Origin of the sequence: Proteus sp. PR00208 (assembly GCF_016238545.1) — a bacterium.
Classification (GTDB): domain Bacteria; phylum Pseudomonadota; class Gammaproteobacteria; order Enterobacterales; family Enterobacteriaceae; genus Proteus.
On sequence record NZ_JAEHQE010000004.1, the window covers coordinates 127,631 to 153,878 of the forward strand.

The window sequence follows — 26,248 nt, forward strand, 5'->3', positions numbered from 1 at the left end:
TTCAATAAGAAGAATGTGACTCTGTGTCGCGTAAAATTTCTACACTATGATCTTAACTGACCACGGAAGAGAGAACGACGACTTAAATCAACTTCTGCTACGGATTGTGTCTGAACAGGAAGAGAAAGTGCCATTTTTACACTATTTTCCACCAACTCAACAGCATGTTCCCCTGAAAGGTGTCTATCAAGTGGCGACATTAATGAACACGCGAGATATTGCATATCACCAGCAAGCTCACCCACAACGAATTTAATCTGACCACAAGGCAATTCTAACCCAATGCGATCGCCTACTTTTCGATGTGGCCATTCTTGTGAAGGCCCTGGGAAAACGACAAGCTCTAGCATCCAAGGAGTAAGAACAGCCCCAATCCACTGGTTTTCAAATAAGGTAAAGCCCCCTGCTTTTACAGGAATACCTTCTCGATAAAAAGGAAGCCCTTTCATCTCTTTTTCAGCAATTTCACTAAAACGCGTTTCAAGTTGCTCAACAGGCGGTTCATCGTATCCTACGATATCCCAGCTTATTTCACTCATGCTGTTACCTCTTTGGGTGTGACAGGAATACCATATTCACGCAAAATATTGACGACATGTTCCAACGCAATTTCCATTGATTTTTGACCAATGTCAGACAGTGACATGCTTGGCTCTAATGACGCAGGTTCAATACCCACTAAAATAAGCTTGCGTGGAAATTCATCTGTCATACGCAATGCCATAAGCACATCAGATAAGCCTAACTGATGAGGCGAGATCTTCTGCGTAAAAAGTGCGGGAACATCATCATCATGTAACACAAAAATACTGCCAGGTTCATGATTGCTTCTTACCGCATCGGCAACAATCAGGAGATCTCTTGCAGCGATATCTTGCAAAATTTCCATACCTGATGTGCCACCATCAATAACATCGACGTTCTCTGGTAAAGAGAAGCGCTCTTCGAGCGCCTCTACTATACGAACACCAATGCCTTCATCGCTTAGTAATAAATTACCAATACCTAAGACGAGAGTTCGCATTATAATACCTTCACCTTACTTAGTTCTTTACCTGTTAAATCAACCATATGCACAGCACACGCCATACATGGGTCAAAGGAGTGGATCGTTCTTACCACTTCTAATGGTTTTTTCGGATCAGCAACAGGTGTACCAACAAGTGATAACTCATAAGGACCTGGTTCATCATTAAAGTTACGAGGACCCGCATTCCATGTTGATGGAACAACCGCCTGATAGTTAGTGATTTTACCGTCTTTAAACACGATCCAGTGAGATAACATACCGCGAGAGGCTTCTTCAAAACCCACACCTCGGTACTCTTTACCTGGTTCAAACTCTGGTTTAATAAAGGCAGCAGTATCGCCACGACCAATATTATCAACCAGTGATTGCCACAAGAAGTTTAGAGAATCTTGTAACACACACGCATGAACAGTACGTCCAATAATGCGTCCCCAAGTTGACTCTAACTGCTCATTAACCAGCGTTTCACCCGTTAATTTAGTGTATATCCCATTGATTTCATTATAGTGTTTAACAGTTCCTTCATGCTTACCTGCTAAACCACATACTAACCATGCTAACGTACCCACTTCGACAGGTTTGCCATAGAATGTAGGTGATTTAACCCATGAGTATTTTTCGTTCTCATCCCAACCTGTATATTTAGGACGAGTCAAACCTTCCCACGGTTTTAATGGTTCATCATCTTCATACCATGCGTGTTTACCACTTTCTTCGATACCGTCTTTCAGGTTTTCATCTTTCCAGTCTTTAATTGGACGATACGTTGAGAAATCAACGCCTTCCATATAACCACCAGACAATAAAAACTCAGTGTTATTACCGTTAATAGGTAATTCAGGTACAGATAAATAGTAGTTCGCGCCTTTACCAATTTTTAGCCACTCTGGGTAATAAGCAGCAAAAATCGCAGTATCGACTTTATAAACTTGTTCAATAAAATCGCCAAGATTATCGATAAAGTGCTTCACATACATCAGACGTTCTAAGTTAAGAACACTTGGTGCATCAAGGTTAATTGGGTTAGCAACCCCCCCTACTGCCAAGTTTTGAATGTGTGGTGTTTTACCACCCAGAACCGCTACGATACGGTTAGCATCACGCTGACATTCAAGTGCTTGCAGATAGTGAGCAACAGCAATCAGGTTAACTTCTGGTGGTAATTTCATGGCTGAGTGACCCCAGTAGCCATTAGCGAAAATACCTAACTGACCGCTGTCAACCAGACCTTGAATTTTCTTCTGAACCTTTCTGAATTCTTCAGCAGAGTTCAATTGCCACTGAGAAACACCTTTTAGCATCGCTGACGCTTTTTCAGGATCGGCTTGTAACGCTGAAGTAATATCAACCCAGTCCATCGCAGAAAGCTGATAGAAGTGGACGATATGGTCATGAAGAATATGCGAAGCCAAAATAATGTTACGGATATACTGCGCATTGACAGGAATATCCATACCTAAGGCATCTTCAACAGCACGTACTGAGGCAATTGCGTGAACTGTCGTACAAACCCCACAAATACGTTGCACGATAATCCATGCATCACGAGGATCGCTTCCTTTTAGGATCTCCTCCATTCCGCGCCACATGGTACCGGAAGACCAAGCCTTAACAACTTTTCCGTTATCAATTTCACAATCGACGCGTAAATGCCCTTCAATACGGGTAATAGGATCAATAGTAATGCGTTGGCTCATGATTTAACCTCAGCCTTTTTTAATTGTATATTTGAGTCTGTTTGTGCAGGTAAAACCGGCAGTAAACGGATAATAAGAATGTAAGCTGTTACTTCAAATGCAACGAAACCAATAGAAATCAGCAATTCACTTGCTGTTGGGAAATAGTGGTAACCATTGCCTGGATTGTAAGCAACTAAAGAGTAGTTCATACGCCACATTGCTGCGCCAATTAAGATAAATACAGCGCAGACAAACAACATTTTTGGACTACGGCGGTTATTATTTAAATGCATCAAAATAAGAGGAAGTAACAATAATGCACTTTCAGCAATGAATAACCACGAGAACATATCCCCATTTCCGATATAACTCAGTTTACCGTTCCAAATAATTTCGCCCCAGCGACAGACCAAGAAAGCAATCAGTAATACTTCAATCACTTTGGTTAACTTGGTAAATAGCGGTGTTTCATCATCGTTCATGGTGCGGCTTGCCTTTAACAGCGAACCTTCAAAAATAACGATAGTGAAACCAAGGAGAAAGGCTGTTAACAGAGAAAACAGCGGTAACATCTCATAAGATTGCCACAGTGGATGTACTTTCCAACCCGCTGAAATCATTAATGATCCCATTGAAGATTGGTGCATGGTTGGCAGTAAAGCACCAAGACCAATAATAAAGAACATCGCTTTATTAAGGCGTTTCAACGACACTTTCCAACCTAAACGTTCTAATAACGCAGGTAAGAATTCTAATGCCATCACCATAATATAGATGGTCATACAGGTCGCTGTTTCAAACAACACTGAGTTAACGTTGAAGTATTGCGGCATAAAGAAGTGAGGCATGTTCCAATAACGACCGATATCAATGGCGATAGATAAACCACCTAATGAATAGCCGAACAAGCTCGCTAACAATGCAGGTCGCACTAATGGGTGAAATTCCCCTTTATTAAAGACATAAACAGCCCATGCAAGTGCCCAACCACCACATGCAAAGCCCGTCCCTATCAATAAGTCAAAGGCAATCCAAATACCCCAAGGATATCCCCCATTCAGATCAGAGACATCGCCCAGACCTAATACCAAACGCTTACCAATAAGAATAAAACCGAGCACAGCAAGCGGTAAAAATACTCTTACTGCTAGAGTAAATAACTTACCGCCAAGTGGACGAGGATCATGACTCGACATCGTTATCCTCCTTGTGGTGTTCCTGCTCTTGTTTTTTACTATTACGGTTAACCAAATAGGTGATCCCTGCAAGGGCTGCTATTGGTAATACCATGCCTTTGTAAAGCGTATGTTGAATATGTTCAGAACGCGCACCCGTTGATAATGGTGCCACTTCTGGCATTCCTAAATTTTCGAAAGGAACAGCAGAAAGTACCATGACTTGCGTACCGCCACCTTCAAACTCACCATAGATATGATCTTGATATTCAGGAATTTTATGTAAATAAGTATCGCCACCACTAATGGTTTGACGTGGGTAATGATACTCTTCACCCGCTTTTTTCGCTAAACGACGTTTTGCTTCTTCCAACAACTCTTCGCGTGTACCGAAAATAACCGCGCCAGTAGGACAAACTTCAACACAGCCTGGTAATAAGCCTTTATCTAAGCGCTCAACCCCTTTTTGGTTACAAAGCTCACATTTATAGAGCTTACCAAATGGATCATCATAATCGTATTTTGGAATGTTATAAGGGCATCCCACCATACAATAACGACAACCTGTACAGATATCCGCGTGATAATGGACAATACCGGTTTTTGGATCTTTGGTTAACGCAGAAACAGGACAAACAGAAACGCAGTTTGCATCAACACAATGCATACATTGTTTCTTAATAAAGGCATAACCGTTTTCCAGTTGATCTTTATTTTCACCAGTACCATCACGCCAAATTTGAATAATGTTATTTGTGTAAGGACTTAATTTGTCATTGTTTGACCAAATCGGATCACCATTAGCGTAAGTATCACCACGCTCCATTGGCTCCGGGTGATTAATTTCCTGACATTTTGTGACACATGCTTGACAGCCTACACACAGTGTAGAGTCGTAGAGCATACCGAGAGACCCAGGAATTGGGGGACGGTTCTGCGCCGCAGCATGACTCGCAGTGGGTGCCATTCCCGCAAGGAGAACCCCACCTGATGCCAGCTTAAAGAAATGACGCCTATTCACCGTTTATCCTCCTGTGAGGCTCCTGTGGCATTCTTGTCACGGCCTAATTGACGCACAGCCATCACACTGACACCCGCAACTGCACCCACGACAGCACCCAGTAAGCCAGCAGCACCATAAGAGACACCACCACCTTCTTTTGCATTAACATCAGGTACTTGTGCTTTTGGTGTTGGCTGATAAACGTTCGCTAATTGGAAAATACCTTTAGTAAAGCCGATACCTTCTTCGTTACAGCCATAGCAAGGGTGACCGATACCGACAGGCCAGATCCCACCACCGACATCGCAGAATTCTAATGTTGGGCAGTTACCATAGGTTTCAGGGCCTTTACAGCCTAAATGGTATAAACACCAGCCTTGACGATGACCTTCATCACCAAATTCTTTAGCAAAACGACCCGCATCAAAATGAGGGCGACGTTCACAGTTTTCGTGAATTAAACGCTCATAAGCAAAAAGCGGTCTGTTTTTGCTATCTAACTTAGGCAATTTGTTGAAAGTAATAATATGTGCAACAGTTGCTAAGAAGTTATGTGGGTTTGGTGGACACCCTGGAATATTGATAACGGTTTTACCCGGTAAAATTGCTTCCAGTGATTTAGCGCCTGTTGGGTTACCCCCAGTAGCAGGTACACCACCCCATGCAGAACATGAACCAATAGCAATAATCGCAGCAGCCCCTTCAGCGGCTTCTTTGATATGCTCAAGAATTGGTTTTCCTGCAACCATACAGTAAACACCGCCATCTTTGTCTGGGATTGAACCGTCAACAACGAGGACGTACTTACCTTTGTATTTCTCCATCGCATTGTGTTTATTTTCTTCAGCCTGTTCACCAAAGGCCGAAGAAAGCACTTCGTGATATTCGAGTGCGATAACATCAAGAACGAGGTTTTCCAGAGTCGGGTGAGTTGCACGTAATAAAGACTCCGTACACCCTGTACACTCCTGAGCGCCAATCCAAATAACGGGTGGACGTTCAGATGATGCCATTGCATCTGACATTTCTGCGGCAGCTTTGCCGCTTAATCCCATGGTAGCTGACAACGCAGCACACAATTTCATAAAATCGCGTCGGTTAATACCATGATGGGAAAAAACATTATTCCCCAAGGCCATATATCTCTCCTGATATGATGATTTTTAATTGGAATAATTTTAAAACACCGCCTTTTTAACACTACGACACAATAATGACTTGATCATTATCAAGCGATAATTCATTAAAAAATAAATTACGCTTTTATGTGAGTAAAAACGTTTCAGCAATATAAGGTTTAATGTCTATTTTTTATATATTTCGTCATTTTAAATTTATTTAAACTCTATTTAATAATGATAATTTAAATATAAATAATTCTCATTATCTCAACAAATAAGATGAAGGTATTTTTAAAATCAATATTAATCAATGAGATACAAAAAAGACAAAAAACATTCAAATTATAAGACAATATATTTAAAATAATACAAAATTAATAATCCATTATTCCTATATTCCAATAAGAATTATTAAAAATAAGTTTCAATATATTATTTAATTATAATGATGACTCTTGTTTTCATAATATCAACCTTTATATTACATCATAAGTAATGTTAAAAATTGCATTTCATAAACAAGAAATGATTACATTAATATATTTAATTTCAGCTTATTTTCATTACCTATTTAGCTAATCTTCTTTCGTTATTAATTTTTAATCACCATAATTACGTTTATTTAATAGACAAAAGTTAACCTGTTTTTCTTATCGTTTTTCATATAGTTATAAGTATATACATTTTTGGAATAAGAATTTCCTTTAGTATAAAATCGCTATAAAATTAAATACATATCAATATGGACATCATCAAAAAGATAAGATCATTAATAATTACTAATTAGTACACAGCAGCAATAGTTTCATTAAGTTATTTTATAACATATCGAATTTATAACGAAATTAACGTAAATAAAATTTCATGTTAAATCCCTGTTATTTTTGTGGATAAAAAAAATACAATTTATCGATAAATAATCCCTAAATAGAGCTGATTTCTTTTTTTTGTGAGAATAGATAAAAGAAGTGGTCATAAATCTAAAAAATTGAAATATGCTTTGTTAACTGTTTGTAGTATTCAGAGTACGACAAGTGCTTGTGAAAATCAGCAGGTAATGAGGTGTATGCCCTCTAAAGTGATGAGAAAGACAGGACAGGTAAAATAATGATAAAAGCAAAACCCCAGTTGATAAAAATAAAAAGCCATAACACCGAAATGTTATGGCTTCTAAATTTATTAAAATAATAAAATGCTATGTGTAGTTCTCTGCCTTTCACGTTTTATTTTACTCACTGCTTATCAAAGATAAGTAGTGGTTTGAATAAGTAAATAAAATCTACTTACCAGAAATTGGAATGACTGAAAACAACGGTCTACCTGGTGCAATAAAAAATAAGTACCCAAATACGGATAACTTAGATAATAAATAAATTAGGCGTTATAACACGTTACAAAATATTTCAATTTGTAACGTGAGTGCATTATATCCAATAAGATTTTTTGCGCAAGTTTTTTTACACTTAAATCAAATTTGCATAAAGACATTATAAATCACAAGGTTATAGATATATTTAACTTTAAAATGTCGAGCTAAACAAATCTAAAAATGAAAAAAAATGAAGAGTTAATGAATATTAATGTTATAGGAGTTCAAATAATGATATCTACTTAGCATTAATTGATTCAGCCCGCTATTACTCAATAAACTTAATTAATCGTTTACTCATAAACTTAATCTACTTATTATTAATCTTATTTAACACTAAAGTTAAATTTTATTCTAACTCAATTTTATTAATAATATCGATAACCATTAAAAGTGGTAAAAATATAAACGCGATTTCTTCTATACAATAAAAAAGCACTTTATTCATCATTTCACAACGACAAATAAAGTGCTTTTAAAATAGCGTAATAATACTTAAATAAATAGCTTATTTGCTAAAATTTAACCACCCGTAGAGACGGTTTCCATTCCCACTAGTCCAACTTTGAGATAACCCGCTTTTCTTAGCGAATCCATTGCAGACATTAACGTTTCATAATCAACCGTTTTATCAGCTTGGAAAAAGATTGTTGTCTCTTTGTTAGCTTGTGTCATGGTATCTAACACACTCGCCATCGTTTCATGTGTGACCATCTCTTCACCAATGAAAATTTGTTTATCCGACTTAATCGTTAAATAAACCGGTTTTTCAGGGCGAGGCTGTGGTTTAGCACTTGAAGCGGGTAAATTTACTTTTATATCAACAGTAGCTAAAGGTGCAGCCACCATAAAGATAATGAGTAGAACCAACATGACATCAATAAAAGGCGTCACATTGATATCATGCAATTCATTATCATCACCTGAATCATCACCAAGACGCATTGCCATAATTTATTACCTTGCTTTGCTGTTTTCGATATCTAAATCACGGCTGACTAATGTCACCACACCTGTTGCGATATCACCAATTTCACCACGATAACCTGCGATCATTCGAGCAAAAATGTTATAGATAATAACCGCTGGAATCGCCGCAATCAGACCAATCGCGGTTGCTAATAGCGCTTCTGCAATACCTGGTGCAACAACAGCAAGATTTGTCGTTTGAGAATGTGCAATACCGATGAAGCTATTCATGATCCCCCAAACCGTACCGAAAAGGCCGATAAAAGGAGAAATTGCACCGATTGTGGCTAAGTAACCATTACCGCGGCCTAATTCACGAATAATTGCTGCAACGCGACGTTCCATACGCATTTCAACACGCTCTTTAATGCCTGATGCCACTTTACTTTCTTGAGAGTAAGTACGCTCTAATTCTGCATCATTAAAGAAATCAGCGGTTGCGCTCTTATTGCCAAATTTTTTGCTAATCGCTAACGCATCGTTAAGTGATTTAGCTTCAACTAACTGAGCCGTCTCATTTCTTAAGCGACGACGCAGTGAGATCAAGTAACTTCCTTTCGCGAAAAACAGTGCCCAAGTAACAATAGAGGCTAACAATAAGCCAATCATGACACTTTTAACGACTAAGTCTGCATTACGGTACATGCCCATTACAGATAAATCTTCAGCGAATCCACCACCAGCAACCATTTCAGGTTGTACTTCTGATGGTGTATTTTCTGTCGCTGAAGGTACATTTTCTGAATTCTCAGCCGTTGTTACAGGTGTATTTTCACCTTCAGGCTTAGTGGTTTCAGTACCTACTGCTTTCACTTCATTACCCGTTGTAGAGGTCGTTGAAGCAGTAGCAGTTGTTGGTGTAGCGGTTCCCGGTGTAGAAGCTGTTGAAGAAACGGCAGCAGTAGTTGGCTGTTCAGTTGGTGTGGCAGGAGTCGTATCCGCAAAAGCAGAGCCTGTCAGACCGATTGCCAATAGAATAGAAGCTGTCAAATTACGCATCAGTTGGCCTTTTACTCTCTTTTTTATCTATTTATTTATTCAGTAATGAAGCTTTTTCTTCACTACTTACCCAAAATCGTTCGCTTACAATCATCCTGTTTGCCATCAGGAAAGAGAAAACGCTCAAATGATATCAAACATGAAGCATTTTGATAGTAATTATCATTACTATTTGGCTATTTTTTTTTCATTTGTCGATTTTTAAGGCAAATTATCGTTCTTTCACGTAACGTGAAATTTTATCAACTACCCTGCAAGCCTTTTGTACTTATCCAAAAAATGAATTAACTTGAGGTAAACACACCATCAATTAAAAGAAGGTATTAAGGATGACGCTAAAAAAACAAGAAACCTCACTCCTCCTTTCTGGTCGAGCTAAAAAATATTCCCAAGGCGCAGTAAACCCAATTATACAACGAACATCATCCGTTATTTTTGATTCCGTTGCACAAAAACGTGAAGCAACGAAAAAACGAGCGGAAGGTGCCCTTTTTTATGGACGTCGAGGTACAACCACACATTTTGCCTTACAAGAAGCTTTAACTGAATTAGAGCAAGGTGCAGGCTGCGCATTATTTCCTTCAGGTGCAGCTGCGATTACGCAATCTATACTCGCATTTATTGAGCAAGGTGCTCATATTCTTGTTACAGGCTCTGCCTACGATCCAACTCAAAATTTTTGTGATCAGATCTTACGTAAATTCTCAGTGACAACGACTTATTTCGATCCTTTAATCGGCAAAGAGATCAGCCAATTGCTACTTCCTGAAACAAAAATCGTTTTTCTTGAATCTCCAGGATCAATCACGATGGAAATTCAAGATCTACAAGGAATAGTCAATTCAGTGCGCCAATATAACCCTGAAATCATTATTATGATTGATAACACTTGGGCGGCGGGATTACTGCTTAAACCACTAACATTGGGTGCTGATATTTCAATCCAATCTGCCACAAAATATATTAATGGTCACTCTGATGGCATGTTAGGTTTTGCTGTAGCTAATGAACGTTGCTGGGCGCAGTTACGTGAAAATACCTATTTATTAGGTCAATGTGTTGATCCTGATACTGCTTATATGACAGCAAGAGGATTAAGAACATTACCCGTCAGGATGAAACAACACGAACAAAGTGCATTAGAAGTCGCTCGCTGGTTAAAACAACATCCTTTAGTTGATAATGTTTATCACCCTGCTTTAGTTTCTTGCCCAGGACATGAATATTTCCAACGTGATTTCTCCGGTAGCAATGGGTTATTCTCTTTTAGTTTAAAGAAAATCCTAACCACTGAAGAATTTGCACTTTTCTTGGATAACTTCTCATTATTTAAGATGGCATTTTCATGGGGAGGATTTGAATCTTTAATTTTGGGTTATCAACCTAATGATATTAAAGCGATGCGCCAATATGAAACTCAGCCAACATTTACAGGAACACTATTTCGCATTCATATTGGATTAGAAAATGTAGATGACCTTATTGAAGATCTAGAACAAGCCTTTTTACGTATTTCTTAATAAAGAATGAATTTTTTATTAAAAAAAATCTATCCCTGTGGTTCCACAGGGATTAAATCAAACTGTTCTCTTTATTTTGCGTTAGAATAGCGAACATAAAGTCCTTTTTTAATGCGAGTTCGCTAATGGGTACATTAAAAGAGATCATTCACGCACTAATGCAACACGATTATATGGTGTTAGCTAATCCAAATGTGCTGTGGGTTATCTATATTGTTCTTTTTGTTATTATTATGCTGGAAAACGGGGTATTACCCGCCGCATTTTTACCAGGAGATACACTGCTTATTCTTTGCGGTGCCTTAATTGCAAAAGGTGTTTTACACTTTTTCCCGACTATCATTATATTAGGCGCTGCCGCGAGTATTGGGAGTTGGCTCGGCTTTTTGCAAGGCCGTTGGCTAAGTGATACAAAAGTGGTTAAACGTTGGATGGCTCAATTACCAGAGCAATATCATCATAAGGCAAATGATCTCTTCCATCGCCAAGGCTTATATGCACTATTACTGGGTCGTTTTATTGGATTCGTGCGTACATTATTACCTACTCTGGCTGGCTTATCAGAATTACAACAACGTCGTTTTCAAATATTTAACTGGTTAAGTGGCTTCTTATGGGTGGGGATTATTGTTTCTTTAGGCTATGTGCTAAATCTTATTCCCTTTATTCAAAAGCATGAAACCTTAGTCATGAATATTTTGATGACATTACCTGTATTACTCTTAAGTGCAGGTTTAATTGGTTCGATTGTGATGTATATTCGCCATCGTAAAAATAGTACGGGTAATAAGTAATTAAAAAAAACGCCATTATTTTAATCATCATAATGGCGTTTTTTAATCATCTAATACCTCAAAAGTTCAGTTGTTCATTTTCTTATCTCCTATCTTATTAATATCTTAGTAAAAATCCGTTGATATTTATCACCGTCATCTTTTTACCTTAATCTATTTGTCGTTAAAGCTTAATGGCTTTTGACGCAAGAAACGTTGGAATATAACTATCAACGAGAAAGCGAGCATGAGGAGCAAAATCCTCAACAAAATCTTGTAATAAGAAACCCGCTTTTAGCTGCCCACCAATAAGGTCAGTTAAAGAATGACCAAATACAAGTCCATCACCTCTTGCGACTTTTTCTTGCAGAATATCCGAAGGTAGTGAACCTTGATCGCTATATGGTAATCGGTAAGTCGGTCTTATTAATCCCTGTGAGCGCAATTGCGGATCTCTATCATCAATAAAAACAACAGGATTATAAAAACTCGCCATAAGTACACCGCCTTTTTTCAAAACACGGTAGCACTCTTGCCAAACGGGATTAACATCCGCTACATATAAGTTTGAGATAGGGTGAAAAATAATATCAAAACTTTCATCAGCAAATGCAGTTAAATCCGCCATATCACCTTGTACTGTAACCAAATCTAACTGATGCTTTTGTGCCAATTGATGGTCTTTGCTTAATTGGCCTTCTGATAAATCAAATACCGTCACAATGCCACCAGCAGCAGCTAAAATAGGCGCTTGTTGCCCACCAGCAGAAGCTAAGCAGAGTATTTTTTTACCTTTAATATCTGCTAACCACTCTTTTTTAACCGGATTAGGTGTTAAATGGACTTTCCAGTTGCCTTGTTTTGCAGCGATAATTTCTTCGTCGCTAACAGGTTTAGACCACTGATTTTCCATTGCGGCTTGTTTATCCCAATGTTCTTGGTTTAATGTTAAATAATGACTTTCCATATCACTCCTTATAAATTAGCTACAATTTGAATTGTTGTAGTCATTAAGAAAATAATTCATCTCTTATTTCTACAACCTTACAGTTATAGTTATGTCATGCTATTTCGTCTAGACACAGTGAAAAACTTTTTCCTGATTAATTGTCATATTGCAGAACATCAAATCAAGGTGGATATAAAATGCAAAACTTTACTTATTACTCCCCCACTCGCCTTCATTTTGGTCAAGGGCAAATAGAAAAATTACGTTCTGAAATCGGAAAAAATGAAAGAATTTTGCTGACTTATGGCGGTGGCAGTATTAAACGCAACGGCGTTTTAGATCAAATCTATACGGCTCTTCCTGGTTATCAAATTCATGAATTTAGTGGTATTGAACCCAATCCCTCTTATGAAACACTGATGAAAGCCGTTTCTTACGCCCGATATCATGGTATTACACACCTATTGGCTGTCGGCGGTGGATCGGTTATTGATGGCACCAAATTTATTGCAGCCGCGATACCTTATCAAGGTGAACCTTGGGAAATCGTAACCAGTCGCGGTAAAGTGGTCGAAAAAGCCATTCCTCTAAGTTGTGTATTAACACTTCCAGCAACAGGAACAGAAACCAACAGTTTTTCCGTGATCAGTAAAAAACAGACAATGGATAAACAAAGCTTCGCCTCTCCTTATGTTTATCCTCATTGCGCGATTTTAGATCCAACAACCACTTATTCTTTACCACCAAGACAAACAGCAAACGGCGTTGTTGACGCTTTTATTCATATATTAGAGCAATATCTCACTTATCCTGTGAATGCTCGTGTACAAGATGAGTATGCAGAAGGTCTTTTACGGATTTTGATTGATCAAGGACCAAAAGCGCTGGCATCACCTACAGACTATGATATCCGTGCTAATATAATGTGGACAGCATCACAAGCCCTTAATGGTATCCTTGGTGTTGGTGTTCCTCAAGATTGGGCTACACATGCATTAGGCCACGAACTCACGGCATTACACGGGCTTGATCATGCACAAACTCTCGCCATCGTTTTACCTGCCCTATTAAATGAAAAACGGCAGGCTAAATATGAGAAGTTAATCCAATATGCACAAAAAGTTTGGGGTATAAACCAAGGTTCTGACGCTTTTAAAATTGAAACTGCGATTAATGAAACTCGAAAATTCTTTGAATTAATGGGACTTAGAACTCGACTGGCTGATTTCAAAATTACTGAAGAAGATATTCCAGCTTTAGTGCGAAAATTGGAAGAGCATGGACAAACCGCACTAGGCGAGCATCAAGATATCACATTAGAAGTCAGTCAACGCATTTATACAGCAGCACTCTAAGTACTTTAATGCGACTTTGGAGACAGAAATGGATAAACCTAAACTGATCAAATTATCTGATGGAAATGCCATCCCACAACTGGGGCTGGGTGTTTGGCAAGCAGATAATCATCAAGTTGTTAACGCTATTCATCACGCACTTGATACAGGCTATCGCCTTTTTGATACTGCGGCAATTTATCATAATGAAGAAGGTGTGGGTAAAGCGCTAAAACAGATTACGGTTCCTCGTGATGAACTCTTTATCACAACAAAATTATGGAACAACGATCAAACGCATGCTCGTGGTGCTGTCTTAGAAAGTCTCCAGCGTTTGCAACTTGATTATATTGATCTCTATTTAATGCATTGGCCTGCCCCCTCACGCGAACTTTATGTTGAAGCGTGGAAACAGATGATTATTTTGCAAAAAGAAGGCTTGGTAAAAAGTATTGGTGTCTGTAATTTTAAAGAAGAACATCTTGAACGTATTATTACAGAAACAGGTGTTACACCCGTCATTAATCAGATTGAAATTCACCCTTTAATGCAACAAGCACCATTAAGAGCATGGAATACAACGCATAATATTGTGACCGAATCTTGGAGCCCTTTAGCACAGGGGGGTGAAGGTGTTTTTAACCAACCCATCATTCAAAAACTTGCCGAAAAATATCATAAAACCCCAGCACAAATTGTCTTACGTTGGCATCTAGATAGTGGGCTTGTGGTGATCCCTAAATCTGTCACACCTTCTCGCATAGAAGAAAACTTCCATATTTTTGATTTTAAATTGGAGAAAGAGGAAGTTGCAGAAATGGCAGCACTTGATCAGAAAAAACGTTTAGGTCCTGATCCTGATATTTTTGTTGATATCTAATTTTTTGTCCTGAATAAAAAAGCCAATAGTATTTATTTCTATTGGCTTTTTTATACCTAAAATTCCTTTTCAATTTTTATTTCTAAACTTATTTTATTTTTTTGATCATTTATTTTTATATATTGAATAATTAATTAATTCAAGTTCACTTTCTGATATCTAAAACATCTATAAATACGAGAATCTCATCATTATTTGTTACGGTGAGTTTAAAAATGACAAAATTTAAAAGTGGACTAACGCCTCAACTCTCTTCTATTACAAAGAAAGTTGCTTGGTTTAATATTTTTATTCAACTGGCATTTCCTATCTCAGCAACCCTTCCAGCCAATGTATTTGCTAATGGAAACAGCCAAGAAAAACAGGCTATTAATTTATTAAAAAAACAGAAAACTTATCAGGTTAAAGTAGGAGATACACCTGAATCTATCGCTAAGCAATTTAATATAAAATTATTTAAACTTATAGAAGCTAATCCTGATTATGTCTCTTTAGTGGGTAAATTAAAAATAAAGGTGGGCATAACACTTAATATCCCCGATGAGCCTTTATTAACAAAAAAATGGCTAAATAATAACAGTCAAGATATTCCGATCCCTTCGACTAATGGGCAAGAACTGGCACAGATTATTGTCGATAATTCATCTTTATTAAATAGAGATACTGATGCAACTCAATACGCAATAAGCCGAGTTTCAAGTAAAGCCAATCAACAAATAGAACAGTGGCTTAATCAATTTGGCCATGCTCGTGTGTCACTTTCTACTGATAAAAATTTCACATTAGAAAATAGCTCAGCAGATCTCTTGATCCCATTATACGATCAAGAAAAAAACTTAGTTTTCTCTCAAACCAGTTATCACCGTAAAGATTCTCGTAGCCAATTAAACCAAGGGATTGGTTACCGGCATTTTACTGATAAATTTATGGTGGGTCTTAATGCCTTTTATGACTATGACTTAAGTCGCTATCACAGTCGCTTTGGTGTGGGTGCCGAAGTGTGGCGAGATTACTTTAAACTGAGTGCAAACCACTATCATCGCTTATCCAACTGGCGCACTTCCGATGATGTCATGGATTATAATGAACGCCCTGCCAATGGTTGGGATATTAGAACCGAGGGCTATCTACCTGCTTATCCGCAATTAGGTGCAAAGCTTATTTTTGAGCAATATTATGGTAAAGAAGTTGGTTTATTTGGCAAGGATAATCGCCAAGAAAATCCCCACTCTTATACTGCGGGATTAACTTATACACCAGTGCCTTTAATTACCTTTGGCGCTGAACGTCGTTTTGGTTTAAATGACAATAGTGATAATAAATTTGACGTAAATATCCAGTATCGCCTTGGTGAATCAATCGCTTCACAGCTCAATTCAGATAATGTGCGAGCAATGCGTTTAATGTCGGGAAATCGCTATGATTTTGTTGATAGAAATAATGACATTGTTTTGGAATATAAAAAGAAAACCTTAGTCTTCCTTTCAATGAATCCAACCCTTAACGGTTACGCAAAAGAAGAAAAAGATTTAGGTGTACAAGTTCGTTCAAAATATCCCGTTAAACAGATTGAGTGGTCAGCAAGTCGCTTAATCGCCAATGGGGGTAAAATTAATCATAATAATAATCTTAACTACTCGATAATCCTTCCTCGTCATATTTCAGGTTCAGCTGAAAAAAACAGCTACATAATAAGTGCTGTTGCTATTGATGAACAAGGTAATCGTTCTGATCCCGTACAAAGTCAAATTATAGTTGATCAATCCGCTATCAATACACAAAATAGCCAATTTACGCCGAAAGCCACACAACTGCCCGCAGACAATTACTCTGCACAAAATCTGACTTTATCAATTTTAGATAATGATAATCTTCCTGTTGATATCAATCTCAAAGAACTCTCACTACAGGTTCAATCTGATAACCCTGCCAGTAGTAGCAAAGTTTCCAATTTCAACCGAATAGATACAGGGAAATATCAAATCACTGTCACCGCGGGAAGTTCTCCTGAAATTGTGACATTAACACCTAAATTTAGGGATAACACATTTAATAAAGCACAAGTCACTTTTGTCGCTGATACACATTCCGCCATTATTGCAAAAGGGGGATTAACCGTAATCAAAAATAATGCCCCTGCTGATGGTAAAAGCCAAAATAAAATACAAGTTATTGTGACTGATATTAATGCGAATAGAATTCCTAACTATCCAGTCTCATTTACTGCCGATAATGGCGCAACGATAATCAAGCAAACCAATACAGACTCAGACGGTAAAATCATTGTTCCTATTACCAATACCCATATTGGTAAAAGTATGATTGGTGTTAGCGTTAAAAAAATCACCTATTCAACCAATGTTGATTTTATTGCCGATATTAACTCAGCAAAAATAAATACCTTTACCATCAATCCAAACAGTTCATTCGCTAATGGAACAGATGAAAAACATATTGCTTTCAATGTTATTGATAAAAACAATAATCCTGTTCCCAACGCTAAAATACAATTATCTGCTGATAACCAAGCCCTGCTCAAAGAAACTGAATTATTGACTGATAATCAAGGTAATGCATCAACAACGATGACCAGCCAAATATCAGGCACAACCACTGTAAGTGCATTAGTTAATAAAATAGTCACCAAAAAGACAACGCAATTTATTGCCGATCTATCCAACGGTAAAATTATTTCATTAACGCCATCGGCAAAACCTTATATTGCTGATGGTAAAACAGCAGTAACCTTTACCGCGGTCGTTGAAGATAACAATCACAACATCTTGCCAAATGCAAAAGTCATTTGGTCGACTAATCGTGACCAACAGATTGTTTCTATTAATGAAGTTTCAACCACCAATAACCAAGGTATCGCTCAAACTACAGTGACCAGTACTCAAGCCTTTGATGTTATTGTTACTGCCAGTATCAGTAATGGGTCACTGGATGCATCACCTATTACTTTTATTGCTGATAACCAGAAAGGTTTAATTACCTTAACCACTAATAAAACCCAATTGATTGCGGATAATAAAGAGCAAGCCATATTAACCGCAGTTGTAAAAGATAAATTCGGCAATAAATTACCTAACGTTACCGTAAATTGGGATATTAACGGTGGAACAGCGAATCAAAAAGAGACAAAAACTAACCAACAAGGTGAAACAGCTATTTCGATTAATACCGCTCAAGCGGGAACTATTACCGCCATTGCTTCACTTAAAAATGGGAATAAAGCACAGACCACAATAAACGCCATTTCTGATCCAAAGAGTGCAACAATTTCTTTATCGGCTAATAATAAAACAGAAGCCATTGCTGATGATAATGACACTATTACCGTCACAGCACATGTCGTTGATGCTAATAATAATCCGTTAATCCAACAATCTGTTTTTTGGAATGCATCACCCAATCATCCAAATAGAGAAATGGTAAAAACAGATATTCATGGTAATGCACAAGTCGAAATAAAAGGAAAAATAGCACAGGCAGAAACATTAACTGGCCGTCTAAATAACAATCAAAGCGCATCAATTAATCTTTTATTTAAACCAGGGGAAGTAGATAAAAACCATAGCCACTTTAAATTGGATCCGCAAACTATCGTGGCTAATGGACAAAGTATTTCTACTGGTACAGTCGAATTAAAAGACCAATTTGATAACCCAGTTCCTAAACAAGAAAAATATATCAGTCTTAGTGGCAATAATCCCACTATTACATTCAGTAATGTTATTGATAAAAATAACGGACTTTATCAATTTGAGGTTAAAGGAAAAAAAGAAGGTGTTAGTGAGATAACAGCAAAATATGGTGCAGCAAATCCATTTGTATTAACACAACCTCTTGGTTTTGTTGCTGATACACAAAATGCCATGATTCAATCAGTTAATGTCATTGCGCCTTATACTGTCACTGCAAATGGGAAAGATAGTGTCGTTATTAAAGCCCATATTGTAGATAAGCAAGGCAACCCAAGCATGGAAGGCATTACGGTAGGTTGGCAAACATCATTAGGTCAACTTTCACCATTACCAATTAGTAAAACAGATAAAAATGGGGTTGCAGAGATTGCGCTGGCAAGCACACAAGCAGGTGTAGCAAAAGTCACTGCTATGCTAGATGCGCAAGAGTTTCTTGAAGCTGATCATGACATTGTCTTTGCAACGGATGTCATATCCCCAACGCACTCAACTCTTGCTCTTTCCCCTTCCATTATTACAGCGGGGGATGGTACTCGGACTTATGATCAATCCGAAATTACGGTCATTGCAAAAGACAATCAAGGAAATTTACTCCCTGGATTGAAAGATGATATTAAACTTCAATATTCTACTCAGCTTAATATTAAAGAGAGTAAATTTACCGAGAGCAGCACAGGTGTTTATAAAGCCACAATCAGTGCACAAAAAATGGGTACAACGCAAATTCATGCCATCATTAGCGGTGTCACCTTAACTCAATCGGTTTCATTGACCGTTATTCCAGATAATATCAGTGCCAAAGTGCGTGATATTGTTATCAGTGATCTAACGCCTAAAGCCGGAGACACTATCACCTATACCGCTTATTTAATTGATAAATATGATAATCCAGTCAGTAAAGATACGCCTGTCACATGGACATCTGACAATGTCAGTGTCTTAAGCTCTGCATTGACTTTTACAGATGATAAAGGCGTTACCCAAACAAAATTAACACGAGGGCCTGCTGGGTTAGCTAAAGTTAATGTGGTTTTAAAATCAGGTATTTATCACGCTAAAGATGTTAACTTTGTCGCGGATGATGTTGATGAAAACCGTTCAGAAATCACATTAATCCCAGCGAATATCGTAGCTAATGGTAAAGAAAAAGCCCTATTGAGTTTAATCATTAAAGATAAAGGCGGTAATATTCTGCCAGATCAACAAGTGAAAGGAATATCGGATAACCCAACCATTATATTTAGCCCAGCGAAACAAGTCTCTCCTGGCCATTATGAAATTGAAGCAACAGGAAAAAAATCAGGCTCAGCGCAGTTAAGTGTCAATATCAATGGCGTTGATTTTAAAAAGCAAAAAACCTTACAACTTCGTGCCGATGCAACAACATGGCAAGTAAAATCTGTTGATGTGGATAGAACGAGCATAATTGCAGGTGATAAAGGCGTTAATTATCAAGCAGCTATTGTTGATGCTAATGATAATATTTTGCCAAACGTTATTGTGTCATGGAAATTACAAGGTTTAGCTGATGATTATGATTTTAGTACCTATACAGATGCTAAAGGTGTCGCAAGAACCAAAGTAACTAGCCATGTTGCGGGTATCATCAAGATGAGTGCTTATCTTGATTTAAGCAACTATAAGCCAATTCAAGATGTGACTGTGCTCCCTGCAGATATTGATGCCAATAAGTCAACACTGACAACAAGTCGCCAGTCTATTGGCGGCGATGATAAAGACGAAGCTATTTTAACAGTAAAATTAGTTGATAAATATGACAACACGATTGATGGCAAAACGGTTAGCTTAACAGCCACAACGGGTACTGCGCATTTTAGTGATAATCCATTAAAACCATTAGGAAATGGTCAATATCAAACCAAACTAACTTCTAATGTTAAAACAGATATTACATTAGCCGCAGAAGCTGAAGGGATCGCTGTTGCTAAACCCGTTATTATTAAAGTCACTATTCCTAAACCTGATATTATTTTTGACAAACAAATCCAACAAGAAACCTACGCTTCAGCACCAATCAGCGCACTAGGTTATACAGGATTACCTAATAATATTAATATGATGTGGTCTAGTTCCGATCCGACTATTGCCTCTATTGATACAACTAGCGGTCGTATTTCGATGAAAAAAGCGGGTACTGCAGTTATCACATTACAAACATCAGGTAATGATCAATATCAACCAGCGCAAAGTAGTTATCCTTTAGTCATTGAAAAAGCGAAGCCTATTTTGCAATTAGCGTCATCGGGTACGATTAAATCGGTATGGAATGATGGAGTAGTGCATAACGTTAACGCCACTTTTGGCAATACAGACGTAAAAAATATTCCTTTGTATTATATCAGTGATGATCAACGTGTAGCCACTGTTGATACACAAGGCAGTATTACAGAAGTAAAACCAGGCAAAACGAAAATACACATCAAAAGTGATGCGACTGATCAATTTCTAGCAGATGCAGTGGCAGTGGATTACGAGCAAGGTAAAGGAACACTCCAAATCACTTTTGCACAAAAAGACATTATTTTATCTGAAATGGATACTAATATTGATGTACAACAACCAACAATTCCATTGCCTAAAGAAGCTCTAGGTACCTGGTCAGCAAAAGATCCTAATATTGTAGCAATAAAAGAAAGTGGGGTTATTGTTAAAGTCACTCCAGGTAAAACAGATATCATTTTGACATCAAAAGAAAATGACTACTTTTATCAATCTCAAGGTTCTTATTCTGTCGATGTCAGAAAAGTACCTCATATCACTATTAACTCAGTAACACGAAGGGTTGATAACAATAAAAATGCACAAATCATACCTCATGATAATATATCGATAAATTGGACTCCTGTTTATGAAGATGATTCGTTAACTTTTTCTTGGTTACCGCCAGATACAGCAGCAAGTGATTATGCAGTTAATCTTGAATTATGGGATGGAAATCAAAAAACCAGTCAAATCCTTGCTTATGACCAAAATCAGCTTCTTAGTAGACCAAAAATCACTAGCTCATTTAAGCTTGATAAAAATTTATTTAAAAGTACTCAACTTAAAATCAAAGTCATTGTGTTTGACATTCACGATCATGATCCAAGTACAAATAGAAGTAGAGAATATGCGGTTTATTATCCACTAGATGTAAAACCGATCCATCCTATGTATATGGATTTAGAATTAAACGGCTCTATTTCATTTATTACTACTAATAATGCTAGTGTGCCGAGAAATTCATGTAGAATGAGTGGATTGGATGAGATGGTTCATGTTATTGCAAGGCCGATGTTTACATTAGGAAACCACGCAAGTGATTTCTTTGAGCCAGTCACGGTATCTCACAAACTTATTAATATACAAGGCGATTCTACTCGAAGTTCAGTCGATTACAACGATGAAGATACTTATACATCTATAATTGAGAACCAACGTTTCCCATCTAATAGTCATTCACTGGCAATAGAAGAAGACTGTTGGGGGAGTGGTGCCGGTGCTTCTGCCCATCATGGTAATGCAACGTTAATTACCTCTGTCACTATCGCAGGTGAAACATATGAGTTTAAACAACATGTTAATTGGGATGGAGATGGTGCTCCATCACAAAATAATATAACGAGAATTAGCCAACTTTAGTTAAAATCATTCGATTAACCATAAAGAGCCTCTCGAGGCTCTTTATTAATTTAAAGCTGTTTTTCTAATGTATCGTTTAATATCATCATTCCTGCGCCTCCTAAGAAAAGTCCCCCCATTACCCCCGCAATTTGGATCGCATTGATTTCAGATAATAGGGTGCTTGTACCAAAACTCTGACAACTTGAAGAAAAAATTGGGAGGGAGAAAACCTCCCCCCAACCAAGCTATTTATTACACATCAAAATAGCTTGAACGACTGTGTTTCCATTACTAATGTTAAGTGAACATAATCGTTCGCCTACAATTATTGTAAAACATAGAACAGTCACACAGATAACCGTAATGCCAAATAAGGTTATTTTCGTCAATTTCATTGACTCCTTTCGGAAAAGGAGACAAAATCAAGTTGTTGATGTTTGAGTCTGTCCCCGGATTTTATGAAAATAGAATTCGGGGCTTTTCTCTTTTTGGCTCTTACAAAATGCTTGAACCAAAATGATCCAAGCACCCGCCAATATAGTAACAGAAATTTCTCTATTCCCTATACCTTATCCGTAGTAAATAACAAATTTAAATCAATTAAAACAATACGTTACTCAACCTCGTGAAATAATTTCCTCTTGACTCAAGCGACAAAAAAAGACAAAATCAACCCGCTAAAACAAAGAAATTAACTTGTTTTATTTTCTTGACTCCTTACTTGAAAAAAAGATCCGCACCCATCTCTTTGTTTTGCACTCGCCCCAAATAAATTTATTTGGGGCTATCTTTTTTATATCAAATAGAAAAATAAAAAATCCCGAATACAAGTCTCCTCATATTCGGGATCATTATTACAACAATAAGTAAATCTTAAGATTTACTTATCTTTTTATGCATTTCTTGAACTGAGATAACACTTTCTGTAGGGTCCGCTGTTAATGACAGCGTTGTCGCAAATCCGCCATTTAATGTCGTGTCATAATGGACTTTATATCTTAATGCACTACGACGAATAATTTTAGAATCTTCAATGGCTTGGCGACCTGAAGTGGTATTGACAATATAGTCATACTCACCATTTTTAATTCTATCTTCAATATGCGGTCGTCCTTCATGAACTTTATTCACTAAACGTGGATTTATTCCCGCCTCACCTAATACAATGGCTGTACCATGTGTAGCATCTAATTCAAATCCACTTTTTAGTAATTTCGTTGCTAAATCAACAACTCGCTTTTTATCACCAGCACGCACAGAAAGAAGCGCTCTGCCTTTTTTCTTCATGGTAGAACTGCTGCCTAACATCGCTTTAGCAAAGGCTTGAGCAAAGGTTGCACCGACGCCCATCACTTCACCTGTTGAACGCATTTCAGGCCCTAAAATCGGATCAACACCTGCAAACTTATTGAAAGGTAAAACCACCTCTTTTACAGAGTAATAAGGTGGAATAACTTCCTTTGTAACTCCCTGCTCTTCAAGGCTTTGACCAATCATGACACGCGCAGCGACTTTCGCTAATGGCACACCTGTGGCTTTTGAGACAAAAGGAACAGTACGAGCAGCACGAGGATTGACTTCGATAAGATAAACATCATTACCTTTCACCGCAAATTGTACGTTCATTAGCCCTTTGACTCCAAGCTCAAACGCAAGTGCGCGTACTTGTTTACGCATCACATCTTGAATTTCTTGGCTTAGGGTATAAGCAGGCAATGAGCAAGCGGAGTCACCAGAGTGAACACCCGCTTGTTCGATATGCTCCATAATGCCACCAATCACGACTTGTTGACCGTCACAAACCGCATCAACATCGACTTCAATCGCATCATCAAGAAAACGGTCTAACAACACGGGAGCATCGTTTGACACACTAACCGCAGTTTGGAAATAGCGACGTAAATCAACGTCGTCATAAACAATTTCCATTGCGCGTCCACCAAGTACATAAGAAGGACGAACCACCAGCGGATAACCAATCAATTGTGCTTTTTCTACAGCCTCTTCTAACGCTGTTACAGTGGCATTTTCAGGCTGTTTAAGCTCTAATTTATCCACTGCTTTTTGGAAACGTTCACGATCTTCTGCTTTATCGATAGCATCAGGGCTTGTACCAATAACTGGCACGCCTTCAGCTTCTAGCGCTCTGGCTAGTTTTAGCGGAGTTTGTCCGCCGTATTGCACAATCACCCCTTTCGGTTTTTCAATTCGTACAATTTCAAGTACATCTTCTAATGTGACAGGTTCAAAATAGAGTCTGTCAGAGGTGTCGTAATCTGTTGAAACCGTTTCTGGGTTACAGTTCACCATAATGGTTTCGTAACCGTCTTCACGCAGTGCTAGTGCCGCATGAACACAACAATAATCAAATTCAATTCCTTGACCAATACGGTTTGGCCCTCCACCTAAAATCATCACTTTTGGCTTATCTTGATGAGGGTTCGCCTCACACTCTTCTTCATAAGTCGAGTACATATAAGCGGTATCGGTGGCAAATTCTGCGGCACAAGTATCAACACGTTTATAGACAGGATGGAGTTGATATTGCTCACGTAATTGGCGAATAGCCTGTTCTTTTACATTGAGTACCTTAGCTAAACGCGCATCAGCAAAGCCTTTACGTTTTAACTGGCGTAAAAAATCTGCGGTTAAGCCTTTTAAGCCCACTTTTGCCACTTTTTCTTCAAGACGTACAATTTCTTCAATTTGCACTAAGAACCAGCGGTCAATATTAGTCAGATTAAACACGCCATCGACCGATAACCCTGCGCGGAAAGCATCTGCGATATACCAAATTCGGTCAGAACCCGCTTCTTTTAGTTCACGACGAATTTTCGTTAATGCTTCAGGATCATCTAAGTCAACTTTAGGATCAAAACCTGTTGCGCCAACTTCAAGACCACGTAACGCTTTTTGCATCGACTCTTGCTGTGTTCTACCTATCGCCATGACTTCCCCGACAGATTTCATTTGTGTTGTTAATCTGTCATTGGTTCCCGCAAACTTTTCAAAGTTAAAGCGAGGAATTTTTGTCACAACATAATCAATAGAAGGTTCGAAAGAAGCTGGCGTTCTCCCTCCAGTGATATCATTCATTAGCTCATCAAGGGTATAACCCACGGCTAATTTAGCGGCGATCTTTGCAATTGGGAAACCTGTTGCTTTAGATGCAAGCGCTGATGAACGAGAAACTCGAGGGTTCATTTCGATAACAATCAAGCGCCCGGTTTTAGGATCAACGGCAAACTGAACATTCGAACCGCCAGTTTCAACACCTATCTCACGTAATACTGCCATCGAGGCATTACGCATAATTTGATATTCTTTGTCGGTCAGTGTTTGTGCAGGTGCAACAGTGATGGAATCACCCGTATGAATGCCCATGGCATCAAAGTTTTCAATGGAGCAGACGATAATACAGTTATCATTTTTATCGCGTACCACTTCCATTTCATACTCTTTCCAACCAATTAATGATTCATCAATTAACAGTTCATTAGTGGGTGATAAATCTAAGCCTCGCGTACAGATTTCTTCAAATTCTTCACGATTATAGGCGATCCCGCCCCCGGTTCCGCCCATCGTGAATGAAGGGCGAATAATACAAGGGAAACCGACTTGTTCAGCAACGGCAAAAGCTTCTTCAAGATTATGAGCGATACCAGAACGTGCTGTATCTAAACCAATTTTTTTCATCGCTTTATCAAAGCGTTGTCTATCTTCTGCTTTATCAATTGCATCGGCTGTTGCACCAATCATGGTAACGCCAAATTCAGCCAAAACACCTTGGCGCTCTAACTCTAGCGCACAGTTCAGAGCTGTTTGCCCCCCCATTGTCGGTAACACTGCATCAGGACGCTCTTTTTCAATAATTTTTCTCACAACTTGCCAGTGAATAGGCTCGATGTACGTTGCATCGGCCATTTCAGGATCGGTCATAATGGTTGCAGGATTTGAATTTACCAAAACAACTCGATATCCCTCTTCACGTAGGGCTTTACATGCTTGAGCGCCTGAATAGTCAAATTCACACGCTTGTCCGATAACAATAGGCCCAGCACCTAAAATCAGGATTGTTTTGATATCTGTTCTTTTAGCCATTTTCTTTCGCTCCTG

16 protein-coding genes are annotated in these 26,248 nt (G+C 38.1%); 5 read left to right on the forward strand and 11 right to left on the reverse strand.

Annotated elements, in window-relative coordinates; genetic code table 11:
* Nucleotides 1–44: 44 nt before the first annotated feature.
* From hybE to exbB, 8 genes are all read right to left on the reverse strand, one after another.
* Nucleotides 45–539 (reverse strand): hydrogenase-2 assembly chaperone, encoded by a 495-nt coding sequence (gene hybE / locus JEP36_RS04990; protein ID WP_198619324.1) that lies wholly within the window; start codon nt 537–539, stop codon nt 45–47.
* Nucleotides 536–1,024: a HyaD/HybD family hydrogenase maturation endopeptidase gene (locus tag JEP36_RS04995; protein ID WP_023580916.1), complete on the reverse strand. Its 489-nt coding sequence runs from the start codon at nt 1,022–1,024 to the stop codon at nt 536–538. The genes hybE and JEP36_RS04995 overlap by 4 nt, the downstream gene beginning before the upstream one ends.
* Nucleotides 1,024–2,727 carry a hydrogenase 2 large subunit gene (hybC, locus tag JEP36_RS05000; protein ID WP_064718974.1) on the reverse strand — a complete coding sequence of 568 codons (1,704 nt, stop codon included), beginning with the start codon at nt 2,725–2,727 and terminating at the stop codon, nt 1,024–1,026. Before hybC ends, JEP36_RS04995 begins: the two co-directional genes overlap by 1 nt.
* Complete coding sequence (hybB, locus tag JEP36_RS05005; RefSeq protein ID WP_023580918.1) at nt 2,724–3,905, reverse strand: Ni/Fe-hydrogenase cytochrome b subunit; 1,182 nt, start codon at nt 3,903–3,905, stop codon at nt 2,724–2,726. Before hybB ends, hybC begins: the two co-directional genes overlap by 4 nt.
* Nucleotides 3,892–4,905, reverse strand: coding sequence for a hydrogenase 2 operon protein HybA (hybA, locus tag JEP36_RS05010; protein WP_109371803.1), 1,014 nt, complete (start codon nt 4,903–4,905; stop codon nt 3,892–3,894). Before hybA ends, hybB begins: the two co-directional genes overlap by 14 nt.
* The gene (gene hybO, locus JEP36_RS05015) at nt 4,902–6,026 is read right to left on the reverse strand and encodes a hydrogenase 2 small subunit (protein WP_109371805.1); all 1,125 of its coding nucleotides are present in this window, start codon (nt 6,024–6,026) and stop codon (nt 4,902–4,904) included. Before hybO ends, hybA begins: the two co-directional genes overlap by 4 nt.
* A 1,873-nt stretch (nt 6,027–7,899) precedes the next feature.
* Entirely contained in the window at nt 7,900–8,328 is a 429-nt protein-coding gene (exbD, locus tag JEP36_RS05020; protein WP_099074169.1) for a TonB system transport protein ExbD, read from the reverse strand.
* A gap of 6 nt (nt 8,329–8,334) precedes the next feature.
* Nucleotides 8,335–9,345, reverse strand: a complete 1,011-nt coding sequence (gene exbB / locus JEP36_RS05025; protein ID WP_198625972.1) for a tonB-system energizer ExbB — start codon at nt 9,343–9,345, stop codon at nt 8,335–8,337.
* Between the two features lie 329 nt (nt 9,346–9,674).
* On the opposite strand from exbB, the gene metC reads away from it, so the two are divergent.
* Both metC and JEP36_RS05035 read left to right on the forward strand, forming a co-directional pair.
* The gene (gene metC, locus JEP36_RS05030) at nt 9,675–10,865 is read left to right on the forward strand and encodes a cystathionine beta-lyase (RefSeq protein ID WP_198629930.1); all 1,191 of its coding nucleotides are present in this window, start codon (nt 9,675–9,677) and stop codon (nt 10,863–10,865) included.
* 125 nt (nt 10,866–10,990) lie between these two features.
* Nucleotides 10,991–11,659, forward strand: coding sequence for a DedA family protein (locus JEP36_RS05035; RefSeq protein WP_198625970.1), 669 nt, complete (start codon nt 10,991–10,993; stop codon nt 11,657–11,659).
* Nucleotides 11,660–11,822: 163 nt separating this feature from the next.
* Here JEP36_RS05035 and JEP36_RS05040 read toward each other — a convergent pair whose 3' ends face one another.
* Complete coding sequence (locus JEP36_RS05040) at nt 11,823–12,605, reverse strand: class I SAM-dependent methyltransferase (RefSeq protein WP_198629931.1); 783 nt, start codon at nt 12,603–12,605, stop codon at nt 11,823–11,825.
* 179 nt (nt 12,606–12,784) lie between these two features.
* Between JEP36_RS05040 and JEP36_RS05045 the strand changes: the two genes are divergently transcribed.
* From JEP36_RS05045 to JEP36_RS05055, 3 genes are all read left to right on the forward strand, one after another.
* A complete protein-coding gene (locus JEP36_RS05045; protein ID WP_198625968.1) occupies nt 12,785–13,942 on the forward strand; it encodes an iron-containing alcohol dehydrogenase in 1,158 nt (385 codons plus the stop codon).
* 28 nt (nt 13,943–13,970) lie between these two features.
* Entirely contained in the window at nt 13,971–14,801 is an 831-nt protein-coding gene (dkgA, locus tag JEP36_RS05050) for a 2,5-didehydrogluconate reductase DkgA (RefSeq protein WP_198619318.1), read from the forward strand.
* Nucleotides 14,802–15,016: 215 nt separating this feature from the next.
* Complete coding sequence (locus tag JEP36_RS05055; protein ID WP_198629932.1) at nt 15,017–22,150, forward strand: Ig-like domain-containing protein; 7,134 nt, start codon at nt 15,017–15,019, stop codon at nt 22,148–22,150.
* A 227-nt stretch (nt 22,151–22,377) separates the two neighbouring features.
* On the opposite strand, the gene JEP36_RS05060 is transcribed toward JEP36_RS05055, so the two are convergent.
* Both JEP36_RS05060 and carB read right to left on the reverse strand, forming a co-directional pair.
* Nucleotides 22,378–22,527 (reverse strand): Hok/Gef family protein, encoded by a 150-nt coding sequence (locus JEP36_RS05060; protein ID WP_409283055.1) that lies wholly within the window; start codon nt 22,525–22,527, stop codon nt 22,378–22,380.
* A 478-nt stretch (nt 22,528–23,005) separates the two neighbouring features.
* Nucleotides 23,006–26,233: a carbamoyl-phosphate synthase large subunit gene (gene carB, locus JEP36_RS05065; protein ID WP_198619316.1), complete on the reverse strand. Its 3,228-nt coding sequence runs from the start codon at nt 26,231–26,233 to the stop codon at nt 23,006–23,008.
* Nucleotides 26,234–26,248: the final 15 nt, after the last annotated feature.